Raw genomic sequence first — 16292 nt, 5'->3', positions numbered from 1 at the left:
GGAGCTGTAGAGACCTTGGTGGGGCGATGATGATGTACCGAGGAAGCCGAAGCTGCCGATGGGTTACGCCGCCGTTGACGGCCGCTCCAGACGTTAGCTGTGTGCCATTGGCGGCTAGACCCATCCTACAGGCTACTTTACCGCAGCAGATTGATGATGCCGTTCGAGCCGATGGCGTAGTAGCCGTCACCGGCGAACGCCACGGCGTAGACGCCGGTGCTGGTGGGACCGTAGGCGGCCCGCTTGTGCACCTGCCAGCGTTTCAGTTCGCTGCCGCTGGCAACATCCCAGAGCTGGACCATGCCGGAGGCGCTGCCCGTGAGCAGCTGCTCACCGTTGGCGGAAAAGCGAGCGCAGAGGTAGCTGATGCGACGCTGAAAAAGGCTGCTGAAGTCGGAAAGCGTCTGCAGTACCTCGCCGCTGCGGGTGTCCCAGATCAGGGCCTTGTCGAGGCTGGCGGAGGTGAAGGCCAGGCGGGCGTCGGGCGACAGTGCCACGGTATCGACGATATTGCCGAACTCGAGGCTGTGCAGGCGCTCGCCGCTGCTGATATCCCACAGGCTGGCGCGGTAGGCATCGGAGCCGGTCAGAGCGAAACGGCCGTCGCGGCTCAGTGTTACGGCGCCGACCCGTGCGTCGTGACGCAGGGTTCGGCTGACGCCGCCATTCTTGATATCGAACAGCACCGCTTCGTGATTGGCCAGTCCCAGCAGGGCGCTATCGGCATTGGCCGCCAGGTCTGCCGCGAGAATCTCGGCCGGGCTGCTCCAGTAGCCGACGGCTGTGCCGTCGATCAGATTCCAGAGCGTCAGTTCCTGCAGACCGGCGGTAACGGCGAAGGTTTCATCGGGTGAGAAGGCGCCGTTGGCGATAATGGAAAACTCGCCCGGCCGATGGTTCCAGCTGTACAGGCGAGTGTGGCGCGAGGTGTCCCACAGGCTGCCGCCATGCTCGATCGAGCCGATCAGCGCGTAGCGGCCCTGCTCGGACAGGGCGGCGGTATAGGCGCCCCGGGCGGCGTATTCATGCCATTGGGTCGGTTCCTCGGCGGTGCCGCAGCCGCTGAGCAGCGCGGCCAGCGCCGCCGCGGTTGCCGAGGCCCGGATGGCGGCAGCCATGCCTAGTCTTCTGTCATCACCAGGTCGCGATGGGAGGTGTGCAGGATCTCGATCATGCGATCTTCGAGCTCGAAGCGTTCTTCGAGCTTTTCGCCGAGCCTGGACAGCTGGTCGGCGAATTCACGGATCTGCTGGACGGTGGGGTCGTCGAGATGGCCGAAGCCGTTGTCGTTGAAGTCCAGGGCGTAGTCGGTGCTGTCCTGAATGCGCGGGAACAGTTTCTGCGCCTTTTCGAGACTGCCGTCGTCGAATTCACTGCCTTCGCGCAACAGCTGCTCGTATACCTCGAAGTGGCCCGACGAGAGGTAGTCCATCAGCACATCGCAGAACGCTTCGGTATTGGTCTTCAGCGCCTGATTCACCTTCAGAGACGGCAGTGCCACGAAGTGGCTGATCAGCTGCTGACGTTCCTCCAGCAAGTGGTCAATAATCTCGCTCACGCCCCCCCAGCGCTCTTTGGAATTGCGACATTGTTCCAGCATCGGTCGGCTCCTGTCTCCTAGGCAGCCTCAATACTAATCCCAACCTGAACCCAGGCGCAATACCGTAACCGAATTGCTACAGTTGTTCTGTTTTGTTGTTTAGTTATTGTTTTTAAAGGTTTTTTGCTATGGCTTTTAAGGCTGGGAGGAAAAACCAGTGGCAGACTTTTCTGCCGCGAGAGCACTGATGATCGTCGCTGTTGCGGGCCTTTCAATGCGGGGTACTACCCCGCAGGTGTCGCCGGGGGCAGCTGGCCCGGGCTATACTGTCCGCCTCGATGCAGGGACGGGAGTACCATGTTGCGTAAGGTTTTTTCAGGGCTGTTGCTGGTGCTGGCGCTGCTGCCGTTGGCGGGCCGTGCGGAGGAGCCGGCGCAGGACGACTATGTCAGCTATATCGAGCTGAAGCCCTTCGTGGCCAATTTTATCAGCGACGGGCCGATCCGGTTCGTGAAGTGCGATATCAGCATTCAGGTGAGCAGCCCGGAAGGGCTCAATGCGGTCAATTACCACCTGCCCCGCATTCGCAACGATATCGTCTTCCTGCTCAGTGCCCAGCGGGAAGAGGATCTGGCCTCCGTCGAGGCGCAGCAGCGACTGTCGCGCATGGCGCTGGAGAAGGTTCAGGCGGTCCTCGTGGTCGAGGAAGGCGAGCCTTACGCTGACGACCTTTTTTTCACCAGCTTCGTGATTCAGTAGGAAAGGCGACGGGAGGCGCGGGCAGGCGCCAGGCGTTATCGTTCCGGTATCCGGGTATGGCGTTAGCCATCATATCGCGTGTGCCAGAGCACCGTTGGCGGCGGCAACGGCAGGCGGGCTCCGGCCAGGCCGGCATCCCGTCTGCCGTTACGGTTCACTCGGCGAGGTAGCCGGCGAGAAAGGTGTCGAAGTCGATGCTGTCCGCGGCTTCTATCTCGGCCTGTTCGTCGAGCGATGACGCCGCCATGCGGTTGAGGTAGGACGCACGTTCGTCGTTCAGCGGGGTGTCGCTCAACTGGTCCCGGTGCGCACGGCTCTGCGTCAGGGCGAATTCGCGGAAGCTGATCCCCTGGTCTTGCAGCTGCGCCAGGATTCGCGCCGACGGGGTCTGCGACGGGTCATCCAGTTTCAGCTGCTGCGCGGCAACGGCGCGGCTATAGCGGCTGTCGCTGACATTGCGGTCCAGCACCTCGGCGGTGCGCGCCACCATGGCCAGAATTTCCTGTCCCCAGTCGCTCAGCGAGCGTTCGGCGTCGCCGCACGCCAGCATCAGGCCGGGTTCGCGTCCGCGGGTGACCACCAGCCGCTGGTTGTCGCTGATGCGTTCGCACTCCTCGTCGTCGATCAGATCCCCGGACGTCAGCAGGCAGGTGACCAGGAAGGCGTCGAGGAAATCGGCCTGGGTGGAGTCGATGCCCACCGGCTCGAAGGGGTTGATATCGAGATTGCGGACCTCGACGTACTCGACGCCCCGGGTCTGCAGTGCGTGCAGCGGCTTTTCGCCGGACTGGACGACGCGCTTGGGCCGGATGTCGCTGTAGTATTCGTTCTCGATCTGCAGGATGTTGGCGTTGATCTGGCGGTACTCGCCATCCACCTTGACGCCGATGCGCTCATACGACGGGTAGGGCGTATGGATCGCACGGTGCAGCGAGCGGGTGTAGGTCTGCAGGTGGTTGAAACAGATGTCGAGCGAGGACTGCGCCTTGTTGGAGTAACCAAGGTCGCTCATGCGCAGCGAGGTGGCATAGGGCAGGTAAAGGGTTTCGGCATCCAGGGGCTGCAACTGGTGGTCGCGCCCCTTGAGAAAGGAGCTGCACAGAGCGGGCGAGGCGCCGAACAGATACAGCAGCATCCAGCCGTAGCGCCGGAAGTTGCGGATCAGACGAAAGTACTGCTCGGAGCGAAAGTCCCTGAGGCTCTTGCGATCCTGTTGCTGTTCCTTGAGCGCGATCCAGAACTTGTCGGGCAGCGAGAAGTTGTAGTGGATGCCGGCGATGGTCTGCATCATCTTGCCGTAACGGTACTTGAGTCCCACGCGGTACAGATGTTTCAGGGTGCCGGAATTGGAGCTCCCATAGCGGGCGATCGGTATGCTTTCCTCGTCCGGGATGTCGCAGGGCATGCTGGCGTTCCAGACCAGCTCGTCGCCGATGGCGCCGTAGCCGAAACGGTGCAGGTCGGCGAGAAACTCGATGGCATCGGCCGAGTGTTCGAATACCGGCGTGATGTACTCGACCAGCGCTTCGGAGTAATCGGTGGTGATATGGCTGTGCGTGAGCGCGGAACCGAGCTGGCGCGGGTGCGCGCGCTGGGACAGGTGACCCTTGCTGTCGACCCGCAGCCCTTCCTTTTCGATTCCGTGCAGGATGCCTTTTAGCAGTGCCGAGTGGCCGTTGCGGACCAGCAGGTCCAGCTGCATTTCGAGTGCTGCAGACAAGTGACTGCCCCTATGCGAGTTAAAAGGCATTTATTATATACCAATCGGTTTAGGGTCTGTTGATGTTTGTGGATAGGTCCTGCCGGAGGCCGTTTTCGCACAAGCCAAGGCGCGAGTTGCGCGGTTTGGTGGCTCCAAATAAGCGACGAGCAAAGCTGTATTGTGCGAAAAAAAGCGAGCGGTTTCTCGCTCGCCGATCGCTTTATCGCTTGCGTACCCCCGCAGCCCGAAGCTGGGCCGCCAGTGTACCTTCCCTGGCCGGAGCCTGTGGTTCCTTGCGCGGCTGCGGCTTGCCGTTTTCCGACTTCATGCTCAGGGCGATGCGCTTGCGGTCGCTGTCGACCGACAGCACCCGCACGCGTACCACCTGGCCTGTGCTGACGTGCTCATGGGGATCCTTGACGAAGCGGTCCGCCAGTTCCGAGATATGTACCAGACCGTCCTGGTGCACGCCGATATCGACGAAGGCGCCGAAATTGGTGACGTTGGTGACGGCCCCTTCCAGCCACTGGCCCGGTTTCAGGTCCGCCAGGGTGGTAACGCTGTCGTCGAAGCGGGCGGTGCGGAATTCCGGTCGTGGGTCGCGTCCGGGTTTTTCCAGCTCGCGTACGATATCGGTAAGGGTGTAGTCGCCGAAACGTTCGGAGCGCAGTGCCGACAGATCGAGACGGGCGAGCCGGTCGCGGTCGCCGATCAGGTCGGCAAGGGTGCAGCCCAGCTGCGCCGCCATGCGCTCGACCAGGGCGTAGGCTTCCGGGTGGACCGCCGAGTTGTCGAGGGGCTGCTCGCCGTCGCGGATGCGCAGAAAGCCCGCGCACTGCTCGAACGCCTTGGGGCCCAGTCGCGGCACCTTCAGCAACTGACGGCGATTGGAGAAAGCGCCCTGGCTGTTGCGGAAATCGACGATATTGGACGCCACCGTTCGGCTGAGGCCCGCGACCTGGGACAGCAGTTCCGCAGAGGCGGTATTGAGGTCGACACCGACATGGTTGACGCAGTCCTCGACCACGTTGCCGAGCATCGCCGCCAGCGCGTTCTGGTCGACGTCGTGCTGGTACTGGCCGACGCCGATCGACTTCGGCTCGATTTTGACCAGCTCCGCCAGCGGGTCCTGCAGGCGGCGGGCGATGGAAACGGCGCCGCGGATGGTGACGTCGAGCTGCGGGAACTCGGCGGCGGCAAGCTCCGAGGCGGAATAGACCGAGGCGCCGGCTTCGCTGACGACCACCGGCACCAGGCCGAGCTCCGGCTCGCGGGCGGCCAGTTCACGGGCCAGCTGCTCGGTTTCGCGGGAGGCGGTGCCGTTGCCGATGGCGACCAGCTCGACCCGATAGCGACGGCACAGTTTCGACAGCGTTGCCAGCGCCTGGTCCCAGCGCTTGTGCGGGGCGTGGGGGTACAGCGTCTCGTGTGCCAGCAGCTTGCCGGTGGCATCGACCACCGCCACCTTGACGCCGGTACGCAGGCCCGGATCCAGTCCGAGGGTGGCCCGGGGGCCGGCGGGAGCGGCCAGCAGCAGGTCGCGCAGGTTGCGCGCGAAGACCCGGATCGCCTCTTCCTCGGCGTCGCCGCGCAGGCGGCGCACCAGGTCGCTCTCGATGCCGGGCAGCAGTTTCTGGCTCCAGCACTGACGCGCGGTTTCGTCGAGCCAGGCATCGGCGGGCAGGCGCCAGTGCCGTGCGATGCGCTGCGGGCCTTCCGTCTCGCGGCCTTCCGGCGCTGACAGCCGATAGCGCAGCACGCCCTCCTGCTGCCCCCGCAGAATCGCCAGCGCGCGGTGCGACGGTATGCGGGCGCAGCGCTCGCCGTAGTCGAAATAGTCGCGGAACTTCTGCCCCTCGCTCTCCTTGCCCTTGACCAGGCTGACGCGCAGCTCGCCCTGCTGCCAAAGCCAGATGCGCAGCGACTCCAGCAGGTCGGCGCTTTCGGCGAACCGTTCGATCAGGATCTGGCGCGCGCCCTCCAGCGCCTGCTCCGCGTTTTCGACGCCGGCGCCGGGGTTGAGAAATTCAGCGGCCTGCTGTTGCGGCGATCGCCCGTCGCGGGCGGCCTGCAGCTGATCGGCAAGCGGCTCGAGTCCGGCTTCACGGGCTTTCTGCGCCCGGGTGCGGCGCTTGGGCCGAAACGGCAGATAGAGGTCCTCGAGGCGGTTCTTGGTGTCGGCGTCGAGTATGCTGCGCTCGAGTGCGGCATCCAGCTTGCCTTGTTCGCGAATGCTCTCGAGCACCACCTGGCGCCGGTCCTCGAGTTCGCGCAGATAACCCAGGCGCTGTTCGAGGGTACGCAGCTGGCCGTCGTCCAGCGCGCCGGTCACCTCTTTGCGATAGCGGGCGATAAAGGGCACCGAGGCGCCTTCGTCCAGCAGCCGGATGGCGGCATTGACCTGCTGCGGGCGAGCGCCGAGTTCGCCGGCGATAAGCTGTTCGATGTGCATGGCGTTTCCTGGTCCAGTCTAAAAAACGGCTATGAGCATACCGCTCATCACTGCATTATGCATGGCGGCGTTGCCGTTGGCCCGAGCTCAGTGCGAGCCCTTGAAACGAAAAGGGTTTTGTAAAATGTCACGCGGCTTTCAACGGTCTCTGAAAAGACCCCGCCGGTGCAGTGCCATGTCCGGGACAAGGCACTCGAACGCCGGCCAGCGGGGCAATTTGATTGCTAGTGTAAAGCCTGGCGTCGCATAATGAAGACCGACTATGAATGAACAATACCGTAGCGAACGTGCCGATATCGCCAGCCGGCGGCTCCAGCGACCGTTGGTCGTGCTGCTGCTGTTGCTGCTTTTCGTCTTTCTGATGGCGCAGGTTGCGGTGCTGGTACGGCAGCAGGCCATGCACGATGTGCAGCAGCGCAGCGCAGCCGACATGAGCCGCTACACCTTGACGCTGCAGCAAAAGCTGGATCGCTACAAGGACCTGCCACAGCTGCTGTCGAGTCACTCGGAGCTGCTCAACGCGCTGCTGTTCGACGGTGACAACGATGCCCGCATGCGCGCCAACCTCTACCTCGAAGAGGTCAACCAAACCATCGGTACCACCGACGTCTACCTGATGAACGCGGAAGGGGCGACGATCGCGGCGAGCAACTGGGCGCAGGAAAAGACCTTCGTGGGCCGCAATTTTTCCTTCCGCCCCTATTTCAAGACCGCCCTCGAGGGGCAGGCGGGGCGTTATTTTGCCCTCGGCACCACGTCCAACCGGCGCGGATACTTCTACTCCTATCCGGTGCGCTTTGCCGGCAAGGTGGCCGGCGTCGTCGTCGTCAAGATCGACCTCAACGACATCGAGGGCGACTGGAACGATCCGCTGCTGGACATTCTCGTCACCGACGAGGATGGCGTGATCGTCATCTCGACGCGGCCTGAATGGAAGTTTCGCACCCTCAAGCCACTGACGCAGGGGGAGCTGCACCGTATCATCGAGAGCCTGCGCTACGGTGCCCACGAGCTGACGTCCCTCGATATTCTGTGGCGCGAGGAAAGGCACGACGGCAGCCATCTGATTACGCTGTTCGAGGGCAGCCGGATCGACAACGCCGCGCTCGATGGGGTGCGCACGCGTCATTTCCTGCTGCAGACCAGCCAGGTCCCCAACTCGGGTCTGAGTGTCGCAGTACTGGCGAGCATGAAACCGGTGGAGCAGCGCGTGTTCCGGGCCCTGGTGCTGACGGCAATCATCTATCTGGCAGGCCTGCTGCTGGTGCTGGTGCTGGTGGCCCGCAACCGCATCAAACAGGAGCGGGCGCGCTTCCGGCAGCGGGAACTGCTGGCGCTGGAGGAAAACGAGTCCCGCATCCGGGCCATTATCGACAACACCCAGGCGGGGCTCATCACGCTCGATGCCCAGGGGCGGATCGAGTCCTTCAACCCCACCGCCGAAAAGCTTTTTCGCTATCGCGAGGCGGAAATCAGCGGGCAGTATTTCAGTCATTTGCTGGCGCATCCGGACCGGCCGGTGTGCTGGCGGCATATTACCGGCGGCGCCGACGACACCGCGCGCGAGCTGCACATAGAGGCGTCGGCCCGGCGCGCCGATCAGTCGCAGTTCCCGATCGAGCTGACGATCGGTCGCATGCCGACCGACGGCCAGCGCCATTTTATCGTCACCATTCACGATATCACCGAGCGCAAGCAGCACGAGTCCCAGCTGCAGCGGGCGCAACTGCAGCTGGAAAGCCGGGTCGAGCAGCGCACCCGTGACCTGACCCGGGCCAACGCCCGCCTGCAGCAGGAAATACAGCAGCACCACAACACCCAGAACGAGCTGATTCAGACCGCCAAGCTGGCGGTACTGGGACAGATGTCGGCGGGCATCAACCACGAGCTGAACCAGCCGCTGACGGCGATACGCAGCTATGCCGACAATGCACGCATCTTTCTCGAGCGCGGCAGGGTGGAGACGGCGCAGGCCAATCTCGACGAGATATCCAGCCTTACCGAGCGCATGGCCAAGATCATTCATCCGCTGAAGGAGTTCGCCCGGGTCAGCAGCGGGGCGCCGGAGCCGGTTTGCCTGCAGTCGGCGCGGGACGGTGCCATGTCGATTCTCTACGGTCGCCTGAGCCATCAGACGGTGGGCATTCACTGGCCCGACGGACTCGACAGCGTCTATGTGCTCGGCGACATGCTGCGGCTCGAGCAGGTGCTGGTCAACCTGATCGGCAACGCCCTGCACGCGCTGGAGGGCAGGGCCGACGCCCGTATCGACATCGAACTCGAGCGGCTGGGCGACGAGGTGTTGCTGAGTGTGCGGGACAACGGGCCGGGGCTGGCGCCGGAGCATCTCGACCGGCTGTTCGAGCCTTTCTTCACCACCAAGAAGGCGGGCCAGGGCCTGGGGCTGGGGTTGTCGATCTCGCACCGTATTATCGAAAGTCTCGGCGGGCGCCTCGAGGCCCGCAACCACCCCGGCGGCGGCGCCTGCTTTACCATTGTCCTGCAGCAGGTACCCCAGCCATCCACCACCGAGTAGTGCGGAAGCCATACAGTGACCGATAAACCCCAAGCGGACGCGCCGCGGCCGATCATTCTGGTCGATGACGAGAAACACATTCGCCTGGCCGCGGGCCAGTCGCTGGAGCTGGCCGGATACGACGTCACGACGCTGGAGCGCGCCGAGACGGTGCCCGAGCTGATCAGCGACGACTGGAACGGCGTTCTCGTCTCCGACATCAATATGCCCGGCCTCGATGGCCTCGCGTTGCTGGAGCGGGTGCACGCGATCGACCCCGACCTGCCGCTGATCCTGATCACCGGCCACGGCGACATTTCGATGGCGGTGCAGGCGATGCGTGACGGTGCCTACGACTTTATCGAAAAGCCCTTCGCCACCGAGGTGCTGCTCGAGACGGTGCGCCGGGCGATGGACAAACGCGCGCTGACCATCGAGAACCGCCGCCTCAAGGCCGAGCTGGAGGCGCAGAGCGCTCCGGGCCCGCGACTGCTTGGCAACACACCGTCGATCCGGCAGCTGCGGCGCCTGGTGCACAGCATCGCCGATGCGCCGGCGGATATCCTGATCCAGGCGGAAACCGGTTCCGGCAAAGACCTGATGGCGCGCTATATCCACGAACACAGCGTGCGCCGTGACCGCAACTTCGTTGCCATCAATTGCGGCGCCGTGCCGGAAAACCTGATCGAGTCTGAACTGTTCGGTCACGAGAAAGGCGCCTTCACCGACGCCAAGGCCCGCCGGATCGGCAAGTTCGAGCACGCCAACGGCGGCACCCTGTTTCTCGACGAGATCGAAAGCATGCCGATGGCGCTGCAGATCAAGCTGCTGCGGGTGCTCGAGGAGCGTGCCATCGAGCGGCTCGGTTCCAACCAGACAATACCGCTGGACCTGCGGGTGATTGCGGCGACCAAGGCCGACCTCAGGGAGCAGGCCGCGCGGGGCCTGTTTCGCGAGGATCTGTACTATCGCCTCAACGTCGTGCGCCTGGATATCCCGCCGCTGCGCGAGCGGCCCGAGGATATCCCGCTACTGTTCCAGCATTTCGCACTGGTGGCCTCGGCGCAGTACAACCGCGAGATGCCGCCGCTCTCGGCCGAACGGATCCACAGCCTGATGCTGCACGACTGGCCGGGCAACGTGCGGGAGCTGCGCAACCTTGCCGAGCGCTACGTACTGCTAGGGGAAGCCTGTACCTTCGACTTCGATAACCGTCTGATCACCGACGGTCCCGAGCAGGTCGCGCCCTCGCTGCCGGAACAGGTGGAGCGGTTCGAGAAAACCCTTATTCAGGCGGCGCTGTCGCGCACCGGCGGTTCGATCCGCGACACCCTCGACTACCTCGGCCTGCCGCGCAAGACGCTGTACGACAAAATGCGCAAATACGGTCTCGACAAGGCCGACTACAAGTAGGAGCGGCGCCCCGCCGCGAACAGCATTGGCGCCGCCTCGCCGCGAACAACGTTGGCGCGGTCCATTCGTGAACCGCACCGTGTCCGGTGCGGTTCGCGGGCTCAGCGGCACCCTACCACTCACCGCCACACCCGCATTGGCGGATTTCCACCCATTTGGCACTGTTGGCATGGGGGAATATCCGCCACTTACGTCGCCCAGGCGCCCGGGACGGCTGCATAAGCTGCGTTTATCGCCCCGGAATACGGGGCTTATGGCGGTTTTTGCCGGTGTTGGCACAGTGCGTGCTTTAAAGAGTTCCAGGTACCGGCTGCTCTGCAGCACATAACAAAAAACCTGGAGATACAACACCATGAAAAAGCTCACCCTGACCCTCTCTGCTCTGGCGCTGTCCCTGTCCGCTGCGGGCGCCTACGCCGGCCCCGGCTGCGACAGCGGCGAGACCGTGGCGAAGTTCAGTCACGTGACCGGCGGCACCACCCATCCGAAGGTTGTCGCGGCCGAACGCTTCGCCGAGCGTGTCAACAATGAGCTGGACGGTAAGCTCTGCGTCGAGGTCTACCCGAACTCGACCCTGTTCGGTGACAGCAAGGAGCTCGAAGCGCTGCTGCTGGGCGACGTTCAGTTCCTGGCGCCGTCGCTGTCGAAGTTCGGTTCCTACACGCCCAAGTACGGCGTTTTCGACCTGCCGTTCGTTTTCAAGGATATGGATGCTGCCATCCGCTTCACCCAGACCGACGCGGGCAAGGGCCTGCTGCACGAGATGCAAGACGTCGGTTTTGTCGGCCTGGGGTACTGGATGTCCGGGATGAAGTATTTCTCCGCCAACAAGCCGCTGATCGAGCCGGCGGACGCCAACGGTCTCAAGTTCCGCGTGCAGACCTCCGACGTCGCCAAGGCGATGATCGAGGCGATGGGCGCATCGCCGCAGCCGATGGCGTTCGCCGAGGTGTACGGCGCGCTGCAGACCGGCGTTGTCGATGGTCAGGAAAACACCTGGTCCAACATCTACACCCAGAAGTTCTTCGAGGTGCAGGACAGCATCACCGAAACCAACCACCAGCTGCTGGCCTACCTGTTCATGACCTCCACCGAGTTCCTGGAAGGCCTGGATCCGGAAGTGCGTGAGAAGCTCATGCAGATCGCCGACGAAGTGACCCAGGAAGCCAACGAGGCGGTCAAAGTTGCAGAGGCGAAAAACCGCCAGAACATTCTCGATGCCGGCGGCAAGATCAATACCCTGAGCGACGAACAGCGCCAGAAGTGGGTCGATGCCATGAAACCGGTCTGGGAGCAGTTCGAGAACGAGATCGGCTCTGACCTGATCCAGGCCGCCGCCGGCGCCTGATCCCGTCTTGCCCGGAGCACTCCGGGCTCGTCCAGCGCCGGCCCGCTCCCCGGATCGAATCAGGGACGGGCCGGTGCACCATCCCTGTTTCGATTCTAAGGTGCGGACCCACAGGTGCGGTCCGCAATGGTGGTTGCCATGAACTACTGGCCGCATATTTATCTACTGGTCTTCATCGGGATTCTCTGGATCCTGGAAAAACTGTTTCCGCGCGCGATGGAAAAGGCCGAGGAAAACCTGCTGGTGCTGGTCATCAGCGCCATCATGCTGGTGTCCTTCGGTCAGGTCATCGCGCGTTACGGCTTCAATACCGGCTGGTCCGCGGCGCTGGAGTTCAACACCGTGGCCTTTTCCTGGCTGATCCTGCTGGGCATGAGTTACGGCATCAAGACCGGGATCCACCTCGGTGTCGATATCGTGCTCAACGCGGTGCCGCACCGCGTCTGCAAGGCGCTGTCGCTGTTCGGTGCCTTCGCCACGCTGATGTACGGCCTGATTCTGATCGACTCGGCCTGGCTGGCGATGCTCGGCGTCGACGTCAAGGGTGGCGCCATCGAGTACTGGGCGAAGATGTACAAGATTGGCATCGGTTCCGAGGAGCTGCGCTATCCCGAGTTCCTGCAGGAAGCGTTTGGCTTGCAGCCGCGGGTGCACCGCTGGCTGGTGCTGGTGATCCTGCCGATCAGCCTGGCACTGCTGATCTACCGCTCGCTGCAGGCATTCATCGATATCTGGCGCGACGAACGGCCGATGCTGATCAGTGGTCATGAGGCCAAGGATCTCGTCGACGAAAACCTCAACGTCCTCAAGGACTGAAAGCGGAGAGCACTGCTGTGGAAGCACTCATATTGTTCGCGATGGTCCTGGGCCTGCTGTTCATCGGCCTGCCGGTGGGTATCGCACTGGGGCTGTCGTCCATCCTGTTCATTACCTTCTTTTCCCACGACTCGCTGTCGTCGGTGGCGATCTCGTTGTTCGGTGCCGGTCAGCACTATACGCTGCTGGCGATCCCGTTCTTCATTCTGGCCTCGGCCTTTATGTCCACCGGAGGCGTGGCCAAGCGGCTGATCAACTTCGCCATCGCCAGCGTCGGGCACTTCCGCGGCGGCCTGGCGATGGCATCGGTGCTGGCCTGCATGATGTTCGCGGCGCTGTCCGGCTCGTCTCCGGCAACGGTCGTCGCGATCGGTACTATCGCCATTGCCGGCATGCGTCAGGTGGGTTACTCCAAGGAGTTCGCTTCCGGCATCATCGCCAATGCCGGTACCCTGGGGATCCTGATTCCGCCGTCCATCGTGATGGTGGTCTATGCGGCATCGACCAACGTTTCGGTCGGCCGCATGTTCCTGGCCGGCGTCATTCCCGGCCTGCTGGCCGGTGGCATGCTGATGCTGGCGATCTACGTGGTGGCCCGGGTCAAGGGCCTGCCGGCAGAACCCTGGAAGGGCTTCGGCGCCATCGTGCGCGGCGGCAAGGAGGCCGGCTGGGGTCTGTTCCTGATCGTCATCATCATGGGCGGTATCTACGGCGGCGTCTTCACGCCGACCGAGGCGGCCGTGGTGGCGGCGGTCTACTCGATGCTGATCGCGCTCTTTGTCTACCGTGACATGGGGCCGCTGAAAGAGACACCCTGGGTGCTGGAATCGGACGGCGCAGTTGCCCGGGTCGGTTTCAACGGCAGCGTGTATGGCGTGTCCTTCTTCCTCGTCTGGATGATCATGTCGTTCTTCGCCACCGCCGACAGCGAGACGGTAACCGCCGGCGAGCGGGCGCTCTGGGGGCTGGGTATCGGGCTGGGCATCGCCTTCTTCTATATCTATAAACGCGGTCACGACCTGCACGAGTCGATGCTGCGCTGTCTGCTGGCGGGGCTGCCGGTCTGGCGGCGCAACCTGGTGGCGGTGGCGCGGGCCTTCTTCCCGGCACTGTTCGGCAGCGAGACCCGCAAGGTGATGCTGGAGGGCACCAAGACCACGGTGATGCTGATGTTCATCATCGCCAACGCGCTGCTGTTCGCCCACACCCTGTCCTCCGAGCGCATTCCGCAGGTCGTCACCGAGTGGATGCTGGGCGTCGGCTTCAACTGGTTCACCTTCCTGATCGCGGTCAACATCCTGCTGCTGATCGGCGGCCAGTTCATGGAACCCTCCGGTCTGCTGGTCATAGTGGCGCCGGTGGTGTTCCCGATCGCGATGGAACTCGGTGTCGATCCGATCCACCTGGGCATCATCATGGTGGTGAACATGGAGATCGGCATGATCACGCCACCGATCGGGCTGAACCTGTTCGTGACCTCGGGTATCACCGGAATGAGCCTGGCGCGCGTGGTGAAAGCCGCCATGCCATTCGTGGCGGTACTCTTCGTGTTCCTGATCCTGGTCACCTACGTACCGGCGCTGTCGACCTGGCTGCCGTACAGCATCATGGGACCGGAACTGGTCAACCCCTGACGGGAACTCTGCAACGCCAGGGCCGCTCCAACGAGCGGCCTTTTTGCTTTTTCAGGCGTTGCCGAAGCGCCGGTGTCGCCTCACCCCTCCGCGTGCCGTCGGGGTGACAGGTGGTCGCCGGACAGGCACCGCCGGGATATAATACCGGCCTTTCCGTCATCGCAACCTAAACGGAGCCGTAACAGTGTTGGGTTCTATCGCCGCTATTTGGGGTTATACCGGTATTCTGCTGATCTTCGGCAGTGCCATCTATCGCCTCAGCCAGATCAGTCTGCAGATGTTCAGTCAGCCGCTGCAGGTGCAGCATTGGGCGGCGCTGGCATTCAGCCTGGTTTTCATGGGCTTCGCCGAGGGTTACCGTGGCTTTCAGTGCGGTTTCTCGCCACGGGTGGCGGCGCGTATCCGCTACCTGTCGCAAAACGTCACACCGGTCCGCCTGTTACTGGCGCCTCTGTTCTGCATGGGATTCTTTCATGCGCAGCGCCGGCGCCAGATCGTGACCATCTGCCTGTCGCTGGGAATCCTCTGCCTGGTGCTTCTGGTGCACCAGCTGGAACAGCCCTGGCGCGGCATCGTCGATGCCGGTGTTTGCCTGGGCCTGGCGTGGGGCATAGTGTCGCTGTCGCTTTTCACCTTCAGGGCCTTTTTTGGCCAGGGCTTCGCCCATTCTCCCGAAACCCCCTGAGCCTGCGGACCCGGGGGTCATCAAACCGCAATGGCAGACTGCCATCATCGCGGTGGTCATGGCCTGAAGGGGTCTGGAATTTTTTTTTTGTGCAGCGCACAAAAGAACTCTTGATCCTGACTGACGAAACCGTATAATGGGCCTCAATTGTGCAGTGCACAACAACTTGGGAGAAAGAGAAAATGATCGATAAAGTAGATTTCCAGAAGCCGTTCGAAACCATCCAGTCCCTGATGAACATCCAGGTATCTGTGATCACCAAATCCGTTGAACAGCAGAAGAAGACCGGCGAAGAGCTGGCTGCTTTCTTCAAGAGCGAAGTCGAGAAGGCTCGCGAGCTGAAGTCTCCGGAAGACGTTATCAACTTCAACGTCGAAGCCAACAAGGCTCTGTTCGAACTGCTGAAGGCTCAGGGCGAAGCTTTCACCAGCATCGCTACCGAAGCGCGTGAAGCGGCTACCGCTGAATTCAGCAAGATGACTACCGTCGAGAAGTAATCGACAGTCGCCGTAGCTGAGAACCCCGCAGGACCTCTGGTCCTGCGGGGTTTTGTTTTTTGGGGCCCTGATCCGGAATGACGCAAGTCCGCGTTTGCGGATGAATCCAGGCACAACTCAAACTGCCTAACGCCTCCTCTTGCATTTGCTCCTGCAAACTTCCGCCATCCCTGGCGGTCACACCACACACCACACACCACACACCGCTCGTTATTGTGCATTGCACAAATTTCTTGCCTGATTGTTTTCTATACGTATAATGAAATTATTGTGCAGTGCACAAAAACCAGGAGGAGCGAAACCATGAATGCTAGTCTGAATTTCAAGAAGTCATTCGAAGCGGTCGAATCCCTGATGAATCTGCAGATGGGTACGATCAACAAGTCGATCGAGCTGCAGAAGAAGTCCAGCGACGAGCTGGCCAACTTCTTCAAGGGTGAAGCCGAAAAAGCCCAGAAACTGACAACCCCCGATGAGGTCATGGCGTTCAACATCGAGTCCAGCAAGGCGCTGTTCGAACTGCTCAAGTCGCAGGGCGATGCCTTCACCGCTGTTGCTACCGAAGCCCGTGTCGCGGCAACGGAAGAGCTCAGCAAACTGACGGCATAACGTCGGTATGCTGATTGAAAAACCCCGCTGGACCTGGTCCAGCGGGGTTTTTTATTGGATGGTCAGTAGTATGTGGTGAGTGGTGAGTGGTGAGTGGTGAGTGGTTAGGCGTAAAGCGTCAGGCGTAAGGGGCGGCGGCCGATAGGCGTGTAGGAGCTCGCTCCGCGAGCGAATGGGTCTTGAGGAAAGATATGTAGGTTGGGTCTAGCGGCGAAGCCGCGTAACCCAACAAGGGGGAGTTTCGGGGCGGTACATTGCCAGCCGATACCAATCGATCTGAAAGGCGATCGATATGATGGGTCCACGATGCCCGGGCGACGAG

13 protein-coding genes are annotated in these 16292 nt (G+C 62.4%); 9 read left to right on the top strand and 4 right to left on the bottom strand.

All coding sequences use genetic code 11. From position 1 onward, the window contains the following. Positions 1 to 137: 137 nt before the first annotated feature. Together IEX85_RS21085 and rsd are read right to left on the bottom strand one after the other, a co-directional pair. Positions 138 to 1118: a WD40 repeat domain-containing protein gene (locus IEX85_RS21085; RefSeq protein WP_188862607.1), complete on the bottom strand. Its 981-nt coding sequence runs from the start codon at positions 1116 to 1118 to the stop codon at positions 138 to 140. 2 nt (positions 1119 to 1120) lie between these two features. Beyond that, positions 1121 to 1600 carry a sigma D regulator gene (gene rsd / locus IEX85_RS21080; RefSeq protein ID WP_188862606.1) on the bottom strand — a complete coding sequence of 160 codons (480 nt, stop codon included), beginning with the start codon at positions 1598 to 1600 and terminating at the stop codon, positions 1121 to 1123. A 297-nt stretch (positions 1601 to 1897) separates the two neighbouring features. Between rsd and IEX85_RS21075 the strand changes: the two genes are divergently transcribed. Continuing rightward, the gene (locus tag IEX85_RS21075) at positions 1898 to 2299 is read left to right on the top strand and encodes a flagellar basal body-associated FliL family protein (RefSeq protein WP_188862605.1); all 402 of its coding nucleotides are present in this window, start codon (positions 1898 to 1900) and stop codon (positions 2297 to 2299) included. 154 nt (positions 2300 to 2453) lie between these two features. On the opposite strand, the gene gshA is transcribed toward IEX85_RS21075, so the two are convergent. Continuing rightward, the gene (gshA, locus tag IEX85_RS21070) at positions 2454 to 4019 is read right to left on the bottom strand and encodes a glutamate--cysteine ligase (RefSeq protein WP_229722045.1); all 1566 of its coding nucleotides are present in this window, start codon (positions 4017 to 4019) and stop codon (positions 2454 to 2456) included. Positions 4020 to 4221: 202 nt separating this feature from the next. Continuing rightward, positions 4222 to 6453: a Tex family protein gene (locus IEX85_RS21065; protein ID WP_188862604.1), complete on the bottom strand. Its 2232-nt coding sequence runs from the start codon at positions 6451 to 6453 to the stop codon at positions 4222 to 4224. Between the two features lie 262 nt (positions 6454 to 6715). Between IEX85_RS21065 and IEX85_RS21060 the strand changes: the two genes are divergently transcribed. The 8 genes from IEX85_RS21060 to IEX85_RS21025 all read left to right on the top strand — a co-directional run bounded on the left by IEX85_RS21060 (position 6716) and on the right by IEX85_RS21025 (position 15970). Continuing rightward, positions 6716 to 8989, top strand: a complete 2274-nt coding sequence (locus IEX85_RS21060) for an ATP-binding protein (RefSeq protein ID WP_188862603.1) — start codon at positions 6716 to 6718, stop codon at positions 8987 to 8989. 15 nt (positions 8990 to 9004) lie between these two features. Continuing rightward, positions 9005 to 10381 carry a sigma-54-dependent transcriptional regulator gene (locus IEX85_RS21055; protein ID WP_194461737.1) on the top strand — a complete coding sequence of 459 codons (1377 nt, stop codon included), beginning with the start codon at positions 9005 to 9007 and terminating at the stop codon, positions 10379 to 10381. Between the two features lie 352 nt (positions 10382 to 10733). Then, positions 10734 to 11729: a TRAP transporter substrate-binding protein gene (locus tag IEX85_RS21050; RefSeq protein WP_188862602.1), complete on the top strand. Its 996-nt coding sequence runs from the start codon at positions 10734 to 10736 to the stop codon at positions 11727 to 11729. A gap of 138 nt (positions 11730 to 11867) precedes the next feature. After that, complete coding sequence (locus tag IEX85_RS21045) at positions 11868 to 12545, top strand: TRAP transporter small permease (protein WP_188862601.1); 678 nt, start codon at positions 11868 to 11870, stop codon at positions 12543 to 12545. A 17-nt stretch (positions 12546 to 12562) separates the two neighbouring features. Next, on the top strand, positions 12563 to 14179 hold the full coding sequence (locus IEX85_RS21040; RefSeq protein ID WP_188862600.1) for a TRAP transporter large permease: 1617 nt from the start codon (positions 12563 to 12565) through the stop codon (positions 14177 to 14179). 184 nt (positions 14180 to 14363) lie between these two features. Further along, positions 14364 to 14864 (top strand): hypothetical protein, encoded by a 501-nt coding sequence (locus tag IEX85_RS21035; RefSeq protein ID WP_188862599.1) that lies wholly within the window; start codon positions 14364 to 14366, stop codon positions 14862 to 14864. Positions 14865 to 15046: 182 nt separating this feature from the next. Continuing rightward, positions 15047 to 15361: a hypothetical protein gene (locus IEX85_RS21030; protein WP_188862598.1), complete on the top strand. Its 315-nt coding sequence runs from the start codon at positions 15047 to 15049 to the stop codon at positions 15359 to 15361. A 303-nt stretch (positions 15362 to 15664) separates the two neighbouring features. Then, on the top strand, positions 15665 to 15970 hold the full coding sequence (locus tag IEX85_RS21025) for a hypothetical protein (protein WP_188862597.1): 306 nt from the start codon (positions 15665 to 15667) through the stop codon (positions 15968 to 15970). Positions 15971 to 16292 lie beyond the last annotated feature (322 nt).

Source organism: Marinobacterium nitratireducens (assembly GCF_014645375.1).
GTDB lineage: Bacteria > Pseudomonadota > Gammaproteobacteria > Pseudomonadales > Balneatricaceae > Marinobacterium_A > Marinobacterium_A nitratireducens.
Note: the sequence above shows the minus strand (reverse complement) of the source record. Positions and strands in the feature narration are given on the sequence as shown.